Source organism: Mucilaginibacter sp. HD30 (genome assembly GCF_054061755.1).
In genome coordinates, this window is record NZ_JBSSEO010000001.1 from 1,884,047 (window position 1) to 1,897,704 (window position 13,658).

Below are 13,658 nucleotides of genomic sequence, written 5' to 3' on the forward strand. Positions count from 1 at the left end.
CTACAAACTTTCCAACATCTTCTTCAAAACCGCCTGCGCTGCCCACTCCCGGTTGCCGGCCTCGTGAACTACAACCGAATGGGGTCCATCCAAAATCTCGTCGGATAGCTCCAAATTGCGACGTACGGGCAGGCAATGCATTACCTTAGCGTCGTTGGTATTCTTCAATTTTTCATTGGTTAGCATCCAGTCCTCATTACCCGGTAAAACCTGGCCATAAGGCTCGTACGCCGACCAGTTTTTTACGTAGATGAAATCTGCATCAGCTAACGCAGCTTCCTGATCGTGGGTAATAGTTGCGCCATTGGTAAAGTCGGTATTCAAGTCGTAACCGGCCGGATGAGCTATAGTAAAGTCTACATCTGCCTTGCACATCCATTCAGCAAAAGAGTTGGGTACGGCCTGTGGCAGGGCCTTGATGTGTGGTGCCCATGTCAGCACAACTTTTGGCCGCGGACGCGTTTTTAACTCGGTTATTGTAACCAGATCTGCCAAACTTTGCAGTGGATGCCGCGTGGCCGATTCCAGGCTTACTACCGGTACCCCACAAAACTCCACAAACTTATTAAAAACAGTTTCGGTGTAATCCTCTTCCCTATCTTTTAAGCCCGGGAACGAACGTACACCAATAATATCAACATACTGCCCCAGCACAGCAGCGGCTTCGCGGATGTGTTCTACGGTGGTACCATTCATTATGGCACCGTCACGCAGCTCAAGGGCCCAGCCTTCTTTGTCAATATTTAACACCATGGCGTTCATGCCTAAATTAGTAGCCGCCTTTTGGGTACTCATACGCGTACGCAGGCTGGGGTTTAAAAAAACCAGACCAATGGTTTTATTCTTACCCAAATGCTGATGCGCAAACGGATTTTGTTTAAGCGCTAAAGCATCAGCCACAAGGGCGTTAATGTCGGCTACGTCGCGTACGGATGTAAAGAGTTTCATAGTATCACTTTGCTAAACGCCTCCAAAAACTGATCGGCGTGTGCTTTGGTTAAATTTAAAGCCGGTAAAAGTCTAATCACGTTAGGCTTAGCTTCGCCGGTAAATATGTGGTGCTTAAATAATAAGTCCTTCTTAGCATGAGCAAATTCAGCCGGCAGATCAATACCTATCATTAAGCCCCTGCCCCTAACTTCGTTTACCTGCTTAAATTTATTTAACTCTGTTATCAGATAACCACCTACTTCCGCTGCATTTTGCATCAGGTTATCTTCTTCCATAACTTCAAGCACAGCCAAAGCAGCTGCACATGCCAAATGATTGCCACCAAAAGTAGTACCTAACATGCCGTAAGCAGGTTGTATTTTAGGCGATATGCTGATAGCTCCTATCGGGAAGCCGTTGCCAATACCTTTTGCCATTGTGTAAATGTCAGCACTAACCCCGGCATAATCATGCGAGTAGAACTTACCCGACCGGCCATAACCGCACTGTATCGAATCAGCAATAAAAACGGCATTGTGCACATCACACAACGAACGGATCTTTTGCAAAAAGCTTTCCGGTGCTACCTGTATGCCGCCCACGCCCTGGATGCCTTCTACAATTACCGATGATATTTCATTATTTGCAAAGGCTTGCGCCAAGGCTTCCTCATCCTTCCAAGGTACCCTAACTACATTATCGCTCTCGTTAACAGGCGGAACGATCTTAGGGTTGTCCGTAACAGCTACAGCCAATGATGTACGCCCGTGGAAAGCACCTGTAAAAGCAATAACTTTCTTTTTGCCATTATAGAACGAAGCCAGTTTCATGGCGTTCTCATTAGCCTCTGCACCTGAGTTGCATAAGAATAATTGATAGTCTTCCCTGCCGGAAACCTGACCTAATTTTTCTGCCAGTTGCTTTTGTATGGGAATCTCTATCGAGTTAGAATAAAAACCAATTTTATGTAACTGGTCTTCCAACCGCTTTACATAATGTGGGTGAGTATGACCTATTGAAATTACGGCGTGGCCGCCATACAGGTCAAGATACTCCTGGCCTTTATCATCATAAACAAGGCTACCTACGCCCCGCGTTATGTTTATATTATTTATAGGATATACGTCGAATAATTTCATTGTTAGCTATTTAAATTAAAATTTAGTTTTATACGATCTGTTTTGGCTCAAGGGCTTAAAAGCCCGTTGCCTTTAATCGTAAACCGGCGCGTTCATCCAGACCAAATAGCAGGTTCATATTTTGAACTGCCTGGCCCGACGCGCCTTTAAGTAAATTGTCTAAAATGCTTATTATAAATAGCTTATTGCCATGCTTTTTAACTTGTAAAAATACTTTATTGGTGTTAACCACTTGTTTAAGATCTATGTTTCTGCTGGTAACATGGGTAAACGGGTGCGCAGCATAAAAGTCGTGGTAAAGTTTTAACGCCTCATCTTCTTCCAGTTCACTATCCAAATGTATACCGGCAAATATTCCGCGGGTAAAATCGCCCCGGTAAGGAATAAAGTTTAAAGTCTGGCCAAAATCAGGCTGCAACTGGTTAAGCGACTGCCCTATTTCATTTAAATGCTGGTGCCCAAAGGCTTTATAGACGGATAGATTATCATTACGCCATGTAAAATGAGAAGTGGTTGCAAGGCTCTGCCCCGCTCCAGTTGAGCCTGTTGTGGCAGATATATGCACCTCTGTATTAAGCAAACCTTTTGCAGCTAAGGGCAGCAGCGCTAATTGCAAAGTGGTAGCAAAACAACCAGGATTAGCAATGTTCTGTGCCGATTTTATAGCTTCTTTATTCAATTCAGGCAAGCCATAAACAAACTGTTTGTTACCGATGGTTGAAGTAGCAAAAAGCCTGAAATCCTGACTCAGATCAATTATCTTAACCGTACCCGGAATTTCATTTGCTTCCAAAAACTTACGCGCATCGCCGTGGCCGACACACAGAAACAACACGTCAACATCAGTAGATAGTGTATCTGTAAAGCGCATGTCGGTATCGCCAAAAAGGTCAGTATGTATAACGTATACATGATTACCTGCATTACTGTTGCTATGCACAAAAGCAATTTCTACATCAGGGTGATTGATCAGTATCCGCAGCATTTCGCCACCTGTATATCCTGCTCCGCCAATAATTCCCGCACGTATTTTAGACGTTGACTCTGTCATTTTTTGTTGATGGATAACTGTATAAAATAAATTCCAAATCGGTCTGTTGGTTATTTGCTATCAGGTGCTGCTGGCCGGGTAATATTTCTATCCCTTGCTGCTCCCGCAACTCGGTTTGTTCACCATTAATGGTAAACAAAGCCCTGCCTTTCAGAATAAAAAACATCTGCCTTGCCTGCTCATGATAATGCAGCTGCTCTGCAGTATCGGGCGGCATAAGCTCTTGCTTTACAGACAAAGCATCAGTATCAACAAAGGTCCAACCGTGGCAATCATCACCCCACGTGTAATGTTGTAAACATTCGCCCTTTGAAAATACTGTGTTCATTATTCCGCGCCGTTAACTTTATGATAGATCATTACCTGGTTGCCGAAGATCTTAGAGAAACCCTTAACATCCTCGCCGCTCCATGAATTATTCATTTCACCATAGGTACCAAATTTGTTCGACATTAGATCATGATCCGACTCAATGCCTACTACCTGGAAACGATATGGTTGCAGTTGCACAAATACTTTACCGCTCACCTGTTTTTGGGTATCCGTTAAAAAGGCTTCCATGTTGCGCATAATCGGATCGTGAAACTGCCCTTCGTGCAGCCAGTTGCCATAAAACATAGATAGCTGATCTTTCCAGGTTAATTGCCATTTGGTTAGCGTGTGTTTCTCTAATGTATGGTGAGCTTTTATAATGATCATTGGTGCCGCAGCCTCAAAACCAACACGGCCTTTTATACCTATAATGGTATCGCCAACATGTATATCTCTCCCTAAACCATAAGGCCCGGCTATGGCTTGCAATGCTTGTATTACTTTAGTCGGATGATTGTATTTAACGCCATTTAAACCAATCAGCTCGCCGTGCTCAAACTCCAGCTCAACGTTTTTAGTTTCGGTCTCAGTAACCTGTGTGGGCCAGGCATCTTCAGGCAAACCTAAATTTGACGTAAGCGTTTCTTTACCACCCACTGATGTACCCCATATGCCCTTGTTGATAGAGTATTTGGCTTTTTCAAAATTCATTTCAACACCATGCTTTTTCAGGTATTCTATTTCAGCTTCGCGACTGAGCTTTAAATCTCTTATCGGCGTAATTATACCAACGTTAGGAATCAGGATATTAAAGATCATATCAAACCTTACCTGGTCGTTACCCGCGCCGGTGCTGCCATGCGCCACAAACTCGGCCCCTATTTCTTTAGCATAGTTAGCAATGGCAGTAGCCTGGCTAACACGCTCGGCACTAACTGATAATGGATAAGTGTTATTTTTTAATACGTTGCCATAAATTAAGTAACGTACGCAAGTGTTATAGTAATTCTCGGTTTCGTCAACCACATGGTGAGACGTTACGCCCATTTCGTAAGCGCGTTTCTCAACAGTTTTCAGTTCTTCTTCGCTGAAACCACCTGTGTTAACAATAACTGAGTGAACTTCATAACCCAAATCGCGGGTCAAATAAATACAACAAAATGAGGTATCTAAACCTCCGCTATAAGCAAGTACTACTTTCTTTTTATCCATTTTTATCGAGGTAAAAGGTATTATTTCTTTTGTGCTTCTATTACTACTAACCTTAAGCCTATTTAAGACTTTCATCAAGACTTTGCCCGAAACTTTTTATTGCCGATTCAATTCGCTTAAACAAGTTAGCTTTGTGCGTTATCTTTTCTAATTTATCTTCTGTCTGCTTCTGCTTTTCAGCGGGATCAAAAAGCATAGCGGTGCACATGCAATTCTTACGTTCTTTGCTGGTCAAAATATCATAATTAACGCAGCTGCGGCAGCCTTTCCAAAATTCCTCGTCCTGCGTAAGTTCTGAATAGGTTACCGGTTCGTAACCTAACTCCGAGTTGATCTTCATTACCGCCAATCCGGTAGTCAAGCCAAACAGTTTAGCTTCGGGATATTTGGTGCGCGAAAGTTCGAAAATTTTATGCTTGATAGCTTTAGCCAAACCGGCCTTACGAAAGGGCGGTGAAACAATTAGACCGGAATTAGCCACAAAATCGCCATGGCTCCAGGTTTCTATATAGCAAAAACCTGCCCAGGTACCGTCTTTGTGCAAAGCAATAACTGCTTTACCTTCCAGCATCTTATTTGCAACATATTCAGGCGAGCGCTGCGCAATGCCGGTACCACGGGCCTTGGCCGACTCGGCCATCTCGTCGCATATTATCTGCGCGTAGTCTGCGTGCTGTGCTGATGCAACCTGTATATCAAAATCTTGTATGGTCATTATGGATAGAAAAAATTACTGTTAACATTTGGCCGTAAGGCCTTTGTTATTAAAGTGTTTTTTAACGGAGAAGTTTAATTAAAACTTCGGTTTTTTTTGTCAGGCAATAACTACCTGCAATTAAACTCTGGGGATATAGAGCCTTCGTCGAGACGGGGTAAATAAAACAGTAGAAACCAAAGCAGCGGCAAACGGAGCTTTTATGTCTCTCGCGGCGGGCTTATTTAAGCTTTGAAGGTTCATTATTATAGTTATTTGCTTTATTTAAAATTTGATGCAAAAATTTGCATTATTTTTTATTTATACAAGCGAAAAGTTGATTTAGTTGATAATGTGAATAGTTAATAATGTTAAGTTTACATTAGCTGAATAAAACTTTGGTTTTGAAAGACTTGAGAAAGTTAAAAAATTAAATCCCTTCCCTTAATCAAAGTGATAAAATGCTCACCTTTTAGCCATTATATCATCAACGATCATTTCAGCATGAATGCGCGAATTTTCAATAAACCAAAGGTGGGTGTCCAGTCCGCCGCAAACTACCCCCGCAAGGTATAAACCCGGCAAATGGGTCTCCATAGTTTCGGGGTTATACTCCGGTATATTTTTATCTGCAGATAGGTTAAGTCCCCATTTTTTCAGCACATCAAAATTGGGTTTGTACCCCGTCATGGCCATTACAAAATCATTTGGTATCGTAACGATCCCTTCCGGAGTGTCAATGTCTACATCATGCTCTCTTACGGCTTTCAGGTTAGATTTGAAGTAGGCCTTTATACTGCCTTCTTTAATCCGGTTTAAAATATCAGGTCGCACCCAATATTTAACCCTTTGGCTCACCTCTTCACCCCTAATTACTAAGGTGACGTGAGCGCCCTTTCTATACGTCTCCAGGGCCACGTCAATGGCCGAATTACTGGAACCCACAACTACTACTTTTTGCATGGCAAAGTAATGCGGGTCTTTATAATAATGTTTAACCTTAGGCAATTCCTCACCAGGTATATCCAATGTTACGGCTACATCATAAAAACCGGTGGCTATAATCACCTTTTTTGATTGGCATGTTCCTTTATTTGTTGTAACAGTGTAGGTGTCGCCGTCGGGTTGAATGGTGATAACCTCCTCAAATAACTTAACAGGCAGGTTATGCGAGGTTGCCACTCTGCGATAATATTCTAAAGCTTCGGCACGGCCCGGTTTATTATTTACGGTAACAAAAGGCACCCCACCTATTTCCAATTTCTCCGAAGTAGAAAAAAAAGTCATGGTTGCGGGGTAGTTGTATAAAGAATTGACAAGGCAGCCTTTGTCAAGAATAACAAAACTTAACCCCTCCCTTTGCGCCCTAAGGCCGCAGGCAATGCCTATGGGGCCGGCCCCTATAATAACTATATCAAGCATGGTGCTAAGATAAGCTTTTGGTAAGATTAGTGGTTGAAAGTTAAAGAACGCGATTACCCGCTCTTTAAAATTTACATTCAACAAATATAATTATCGAAATTTTGGGCACAAAAAATGGGTAAGCTACTTTTATCGCGCCGCTCAACTCTCTACCCTTGCTGCGTTCCCACCCTGGGGGAGTTCAAGAGGAGCTGGCCGTAAAAGACTTACCCGCCGCAAATATAGAAAAACCTTTGCTTCTGGGTTAACAAAATGTTAAAACAAACCAAAGTGGCTGTAGCACAACAACATTTAATTTATTTGCATCATAAATAAGGGTTTTAAGATTGATACGCCGCAGATATAACAAACAAAAAACCCGCGATGAGCGGGCCTTTGTTTGTTACATTTGGAAAAATGAAAATTATTGAAATTGCTATTTTATTTATACTCCTTATTATGTTTATAAGAACAATGAGGCGTTAACTACGATACCATTTGTGGCAAGCTTACTTCAAATGTTGCGCCTTCGCCGGGCCTTGAAATTATGTGCATGGTTCCGTTTAAACTACTTATAAGATGTTTAACCAGCGCTAAACCAAAACCATACCCATGCTCGCCGCCAGTGCCATCAGTTGATGAGGCTGTTCCATCAAGAATCTTTTCAATTGCCTGATCAGACATTCCTACCCCGCTGTCGCTTACTGAAATCTTTAATAATACCGGTGTTTCTTGTTCGGTTTTAAGCGTTAATGATACGCGTACCTGCCCACTCTCAGGCGTAAATTTCATTGCATTGGATACCAGATTACCAATTATCTGAAGTAGTTTATTTCGTGAAAAAGGTACCGTCGCCGTTTCTGGCGAAATAAAAACAGTAAACCTGATATTCTTATTGCGGGCTTGAGGCTGATAAAGTTTTTCCAGCTTATCTTTAAGCATTATCAGGTTAAATTCATCTCCTTTGGGGGCCTGTTTTTCATCAGCCGTCAATATTTCATCAGCCAATTCTAATATAGATTTCCCGCTTTTTTGTATCAGGTTAATAAATTCAAGTACTTCATCTATTTGGTTAGTTTGCCCCTGCTCGCTGATGATCTGTGCCAGCCCTATAATACCTCCCAGTGGGCCCCGTATGTCATGCGCAACCTTCTTTTTCGTCTCGTCGGCATACCTTAATTGCCCCTTTAGGTCATTAATTACTTTAAGCGCTTTTAGACGGTTAACAATTTCGTTGGCAATTATTTTAAGCAGTTCAGTCTTTTCGGGTGATATGCTCTTTATTTCCTTGTCGAGCACACATAATGCACCAATATTATGGCCTTCAGACGTGGTTAAGGGAAGACCGTAATAATATCGAAGATTGGGATCATCCGTTACGTAAAATTTATTTTTGAAACGATCATCGGCAGACAGATCCGCCACTTCAAAGGGTTGGTCATCCATTATTGTGTATTGGCATACAGATTCCTCCCTCGGCATCTGATCAATGGCTAATCCATGGTTAGTTATGCTCCATTGAGTGAATGAGTCGATAAGATTTACCAAAGAAATTTTTGTACCGGCTACATTGGCCGCTAGTTTTGCAAGGTCTTTAAAATTGTCTTCCAGACCGGAATAATCCAGATCATATTCTGAAAGGTCAATTAGTCTTTCAAATTCGTTTTTTGGAATAGGTGCGTTCGGCATATTTACAAGTTTGGTTCCGTATTTACGTCTTTTAGGGCTAAACAGTTTCAATTGGCCAGGCAAATAACTTGCCTGGATACTATTTCGAATAATTTTCACCACCGTTTAATTACAGTGCTACAAATATTAAAAATGCGTTTAGCTTTGGCAATAATAAACATTAAAGTATGATCACAGACTATTCAAAAAAAGCAGGGAACGACGAAATAAGACATCGTTTTGATAACGATGTTGAACGTTTTTCTAACTTAGATACCGGCCAGCTGACTACCATTGATGCCCCGCTTACCATGGAGTTATGTACCGAAGCAGCTAAGTACATCAATCCCGAAGCTAATGATCTGCTTGACATAGGTTGCGGCGCCGGTAACTATACCTTAAAAATGTTAAGCAAAACAGGCGATTTAAACTGTACGCTTAATGATTTGAGCATGCCCATGCTATTAAGGGCAAAGGAGCGTGTAAGTGCAGAAACAAACGGCGAGGTTGCTATTATTCAGGATGATATGCGGAACCTTAATTTGCCGGATCAGAGCTTTGATATAATTTTAGCCGCTGCGACACTGCACCATTTAAGGGATGATGCCGATTGGGAAAGTGTTTTTTCTAATATGTACCGGATGCTTAAACCGGGAGGTAGCTTCTGGATATCGGATTTAATAACGCATGATTCGGAACCGTTGAAGCGTCTGTTCCACCAGAAATACAGTGATTATTTGGACACATTGGGGGGACCGGATTATCGGAAAAAAGTATTGGACTATGTGGCATACGAGGACACACCCCGATCATTAAATTATCAAACCGAACTACTAAAAAAGGTTGGCTTTAAGCAGGTAGAGGTATTACATAAAAATTCTTATTTCGCGGCTTTTGGTGGGGTTAAGGAATTAGTTGATAGTTGATGGATAATAGTTCATGGCCCCATTCCCTTTGAAGTATTGACTGAAATTCCCATCTTCGGGCACTAAAAAAAACTACAATGATCAACGTAAACGAATATTTTGAAGGCACAGTAAAGTCACTTGCCTATACATCGGCCGAAGGTAAATCAACCATTGGCGTAATTGAAAGCGGAGAATACGAATTTGGCACGGCAACCCATGAAACCATGGTAGTAATTGAAGGAGAACTTGTGGCATTGCTTCCGGGCCAAACAGAATGGACGAGCTTTACCAACGGTCAGTCGTTTGAAGTACCTGCTAACTCGTCATTCAAAGTTAAAACATCGGCGCAGACCTCTTATTTGTGTAAATACAAATAAATATAGTTTTATATGTAATTCTCGTTAGGCGTTTTAATCTAAATTAAAAAAAGGGTTGTTTAATCTGCCCGTGTTTAAAATTTAAAAATTACAATAATGGATACATCATTAGTTACCACCGCTAACTCGCTTGAGGGTTACAAAATTGTTAAACAATTAGGCGTTGTGCGTGGCGTTACGGTGCGTAGTCGCAGTGCGCTTGGCAATATAGCAGGTGGCTTTCAGTCATTATTTGGCGGCAGGCTTTCAATTTATGTTGAACTTTGCGAAAATACACGCCAGGAAGCTTATCAATTGCTAATAGAGCACGCCCGGGTTATGGGCGCCAATGCCATAGTTGCTATGCGATATGACGCCAATGAAATAATGCAGGGTATAACAGAAGTGTTAGCGTACGGAACAGCTGTTGTGGTTGAAAAAGAATAGGTAAAAGTATATTGTTAACTATAAGCTATCAACCTATTTGGTGTTTAAAAGGCTTAGTGGTTTCTTTTTTACATCTAAAAGCGCTATGCGAGTGCATTTTTAAAAGAGCAATTTTCACGTTCACTTACAATATTTACATTTGAGGAGTAACAAGTTTTCCACAAATTGCAAAAAACGACTCCAAAACAGGCCTTTTTTAACATTTTTTGGAATATCTTTTAGCTAATAGGTTGTACATGTTAATAACAATACATTATGTTTGTACAAACAATTATTACCTAACAAGGGTTAAACTTTTTAAAACAATTAAAAACTTATCATGGCAACACCTACAAGTGGCGGCATTACCGCCTATTCAGTGAAAACAAAAACCAAAAACGTACCAATGGTTGATCCTGTTATTGATGTAAAATCAGGCAGATACATTGCAACCGGTACAGATGGTGCGGGAAACAAAATGGCTGCTATAATGAGCAAAGCTACAGCAGAAGGCCATATCAGCAGTGGTGTAGCCCAAAAGGGAAGCGGCTGGTAAATAAATTACCGTTTAGCCGCAAGGCGTCAAGGCAGAATTCTGTATAGAATTCTGCCTTGTCTTTTATAAAAATCTCCGTTTATAAACAAACCTGCCTAAAAAGTTACGCGTTAAAACATACTATAATTTGTAAAAAAATGTTAAAATAGCATGTTTTAGCGCCCGCGTGTTGTAACTTATCTATATTTAACCAATTATACTTCAAATCGCAATATGAACCTGAAGAGATCTACTTTTTTACTATCGCTGTTTTTAGTAACCGGCTTATCAGCTTTTTCACAAACAGATTCTATTCCGTTGGTAACGCTTGCGCAAAAAACGGCAGATTACAACAGCTCATATCCAATAGAAAAAGTATATCTTCATTTTGATAAACCATACTATGCAGTGGGCGATACCATTTGGTTTAAAGCCTACGTTACAGCAGACAGTTATGGTGATTTGAAGCAACGGGTACCCTCCGCAATAAGCAACGTGGTTTATGTGGACGTGATTAATAAGGACACTATAGTACAAAAGCTTAAGCTAGCTATTACTAAAGGTGTGGCTTTTGGTAATATCGCCATAATTAAAGCAAAATATAAGCAGGGAAATTATCAAATAAGGGCATACACTAAATGGATGCGCAACTTTGACACGGCTTACTTTTTTGATAAAACTATAAGTATAGGCGACGCGATCAACAAAACTGTTCTCACAAATATTTCGCTAACGTCATCCACACAAAATAATGCCGCTAAAGTAACCGCACGCCTTAACTATCGCAACACCGACGGAAGCGCAATTGCGGGCAAAAAAGTGAACTGGAAAGTTCAGACCAAAAATGATGATGTACTGTCAAAAGGAAAAGGAACTACAGATGCTGCCGGTAATATAACGGTAAGTTTTGATACAAATAAATTGACGGACCTGTCTTCAAGCGACTTGATTACCGAAATTGACGCAAACCCCAAAGAAGTAACCAACCAATTCTCTTTAAAAAGCACTGCCGCGCCAACTGATGTTCAGTTTTTTCCCGAGGGTGGCGATCTGATTGAAGGCGTAGCTGGTAAAGTTGCTTTTAAAGCCATAGCTGCCAATGGTATGGGTGTTGACATGAAGGGAATTATTACTGATAATGCAGGAGCTACCGTTGCGACCATTTCATCCCAGCATTTGGGAATGGGCACTTTCAGCCTTACGCCCGTTGCTGGTAAAATTTATAAGGCCGCTATAACCTTTGCCGACGGCTCTAAAGGTAATTATGATCTGCCTAAAGTAAGTGCACAGGACATTGCAATCAGCGTTGCAACGGTATCTCCGCAGCGTATTGTGCTTAATTTACTGTGTAATGATGCATTTCTTCAAAAAAACAAAGGCAAGCGCTTCTACATTGTAGCACAAAACGGCCAGGCGATTTTTTATGCGGCACAAACTGGTGCCTTAAATGCAACTACATACCCCTTGTCAATAACTAATAAACTGCCGTCGGGTGTAGCCAAAATAAGCGTTCTGAACAGTAACGGAGATGCATTATCTGAACGACTTGTTTTTATCAATAAGGCGGACGATCAACTATCCCTAACGCTGACAACTCCGAAAACAGTTTATACAGGCAGGGATAAAGTGGTAATGAATGTATCTGCAAAAAACGCGGAGAAACCCGTTGCGGCAGATCTCTCGGTTACTGTAATTGATGAGACAAAAGTTCCTTTTGACGAAAGTTCTGAAACAACTATTCTGACTGATTTACTTTTAACGTCAGATCTGAAGGGTTATATTGAAAAGCCTAATTATTACTTTAACAATGCAACAGATAAAACAAATTCTGACCTGGATGCTCTGATGCTTACACAAGGGTATAGTAGAATTATATATAAAGACATAGCTACAAATAAATTGCCTTCTAATGTAAAATTTCAACCCGAAGACGGTATCACTATATCAGGTAGTTTGCGCACATCACAAGGTATGCCGGTAAATCGCGGAAATATTAACTTTGAGGTCAAAGACAGGCGTTTATCCGTAAACACCCAGGCTAATACTGTAGGCGAGTTTACTTTTTCAAAGCTTTATTTCCCAGATTCACTGCAGGCTGTGGTAAGTGCCAAGGGCAACCCAAACAGCAATAACTTCATGATCATATTAAACAGTGATTCTTTTCAACCTATTACGGCAAGTATCAACGCTCCGGCGGCATTTCTTAATATTGACAGCGCTATGCGCCCTTATTTGCAAAACAGCAAAAAAGTTGCAGATAATTCTCGTGTGCTTAATGAAGTAACTATACGGGCCACCGTTGCTCCTAAAATTAAGCGGGCCAGCCATTTAGACAATTCCAATCTCACAGGATTAACTATGATGGCCGACCACACCCTTGATGGTAATATGCTTTCCGTATGTGCGAATTTATTTGATTGTCTGCAAAATGCGGCGGGATTAACCTTTGAGCAGGATAATTTATATATAAGAAGAAGTTATATGCAGGGAGATAGGCGACCTGTTGCTATCTATGTAAATAACGTTATGATGGATTTAAGTGGCTTACGCTCAGTTGATCCAAAAACCGTTGAATCTGTAGAGGTATTTTTAAATGATGGTGTTAGTGGCATTAACCGAATGAGCAATACCACTGGTGTGGTTGTTGTAAACTCAAAAAAGATTGAGACAGTCAAAATGAGCAAGGATCAGATAAACGCTGTTTTAGATGACATGATGCCAGCCAACAGCGGCGTCAAAATAAAACCGAAGGGTTTTACTGCGGCAAGGATGTTTTACAGCCCCCGTTATGAGGTTACTAAAGACTCGCCCGTTGGCAGTGACTTACGTACCACTATTTACTGGAACCCACGTGTAAACACCGATCCCACCAGCGGTGCCGCCACCTTTGACTTTTTTAATGCAGACGGAAGAGGAAGTTATAGAGCAATAATTGAAGGCTTTGATGCCGACGGTAACATAGGGCGCGCCGTTTATCGCTATAAAGTGCAATAGTATTTTATTTATAGTAGCGGCGTTTATAGCAG

Annotated in this window: 13 protein-coding genes and 1 other RNA gene; 5 read left to right on the forward strand and 9 right to left on the reverse strand. The window is 41.2% G+C overall.

Annotated elements, in window-relative coordinates; translation table 11 throughout:
• From ACVW2L_RS09100 to ACVW2L_RS09140, 9 genes are all read right to left on the reverse strand, one after another.
• A complete protein-coding gene (locus ACVW2L_RS09100) occupies nucleotides 1-948 on the reverse strand; it encodes an N-acetylornithine carbamoyltransferase (RefSeq protein ID WP_457127652.1) in 948 nt (315 codons plus the stop codon).
• Entirely contained in the window at nucleotides 945-2,069 is a 1,125-nt protein-coding gene (locus ACVW2L_RS09105; protein WP_457127653.1) for an aspartate aminotransferase family protein, read from the reverse strand. Before ACVW2L_RS09105 ends, ACVW2L_RS09100 begins: the two co-directional genes overlap by 4 nt.
• A 55-nt stretch (nucleotides 2,070-2,124) precedes the next feature.
• Nucleotides 2,125-3,120, reverse strand: a complete 996-nt coding sequence (argC, locus tag ACVW2L_RS09110; protein ID WP_457127654.1) for an N-acetyl-gamma-glutamyl-phosphate reductase — start codon at nucleotides 3,118-3,120, stop codon at nucleotides 2,125-2,127.
• A complete protein-coding gene (locus tag ACVW2L_RS09115; RefSeq protein ID WP_457127655.1) occupies nucleotides 3,101-3,448 on the reverse strand; it encodes a cupin domain-containing protein in 348 nt (115 codons plus the stop codon). Before ACVW2L_RS09115 ends, argC begins: the two co-directional genes overlap by 20 nt.
• Nucleotides 3,448-4,644 (reverse strand): argininosuccinate synthase, encoded by a 1,197-nt coding sequence (gene argG, locus ACVW2L_RS09120; RefSeq protein ID WP_457127656.1) that lies wholly within the window; start codon nucleotides 4,642-4,644, stop codon nucleotides 3,448-3,450. The genes ACVW2L_RS09115 and argG overlap by 1 nt, the downstream gene beginning before the upstream one ends.
• 58 nt (nucleotides 4,645-4,702) lie before the next feature.
• The gene (locus tag ACVW2L_RS09125) at nucleotides 4,703-5,359 is read right to left on the reverse strand and encodes a GNAT family N-acetyltransferase (protein ID WP_457127657.1); all 657 of its coding nucleotides are present in this window, start codon (nucleotides 5,357-5,359) and stop codon (nucleotides 4,703-4,705) included.
• 444 nt (nucleotides 5,360-5,803) lie between these two features.
• Entirely contained in the window at nucleotides 5,804-6,760 is a 957-nt protein-coding gene (locus ACVW2L_RS09130; protein WP_457127658.1) for a YpdA family putative bacillithiol disulfide reductase, read from the reverse strand.
• A 113-nt stretch (nucleotides 6,761-6,873) separates the two neighbouring features.
• Nucleotides 6,874-6,972, reverse strand: an RNA gene (gene ffs / locus ACVW2L_RS09135) — signal recognition particle sRNA small type.
• Between the two features lie 253 nt (nucleotides 6,973-7,225).
• Nucleotides 7,226-8,428 (reverse strand): GAF domain-containing sensor histidine kinase, encoded by a 1,203-nt coding sequence (locus tag ACVW2L_RS09140; protein ID WP_457127659.1) that lies wholly within the window; start codon nucleotides 8,426-8,428, stop codon nucleotides 7,226-7,228.
• Nucleotides 8,429-8,595: 167 nt separating this feature from the next.
• On the opposite strand from ACVW2L_RS09140, the gene ACVW2L_RS09145 reads away from it, so the two are divergent.
• The 5 genes from ACVW2L_RS09145 to ACVW2L_RS09165 all read left to right on the forward strand — a co-directional run bounded on the left by ACVW2L_RS09145 (nucleotide 8,596) and on the right by ACVW2L_RS09165 (nucleotide 13,626).
• Entirely contained in the window at nucleotides 8,596-9,333 is a 738-nt protein-coding gene (locus ACVW2L_RS09145; protein ID WP_457127660.1) for a class I SAM-dependent methyltransferase, read from the forward strand.
• A 77-nt stretch (nucleotides 9,334-9,410) separates the two neighbouring features.
• Complete coding sequence (ppnP, locus tag ACVW2L_RS09150) at nucleotides 9,411-9,692, forward strand: pyrimidine/purine nucleoside phosphorylase (RefSeq protein ID WP_457127661.1); 282 nt, start codon at nucleotides 9,411-9,413, stop codon at nucleotides 9,690-9,692.
• Nucleotides 9,693-9,788: 96 nt separating this feature from the next.
• Complete coding sequence (locus tag ACVW2L_RS09155; RefSeq protein ID WP_457127662.1) at nucleotides 9,789-10,118, forward strand: YbjQ family protein; 330 nt, start codon at nucleotides 9,789-9,791, stop codon at nucleotides 10,116-10,118.
• Between the two features lie 319 nt (nucleotides 10,119-10,437).
• On the forward strand, nucleotides 10,438-10,653 hold the full coding sequence (locus ACVW2L_RS09160) for a hypothetical protein (protein WP_457127663.1): 216 nt from the start codon (nucleotides 10,438-10,440) through the stop codon (nucleotides 10,651-10,653).
• A gap of 213 nt (nucleotides 10,654-10,866) precedes the next feature.
• The gene (locus tag ACVW2L_RS09165) at nucleotides 10,867-13,626 is read left to right on the forward strand and encodes a carboxypeptidase regulatory-like domain-containing protein (protein WP_457127664.1); all 2,760 of its coding nucleotides are present in this window, start codon (nucleotides 10,867-10,869) and stop codon (nucleotides 13,624-13,626) included.
• Nucleotides 13,627-13,658 lie beyond the last annotated feature (32 nt).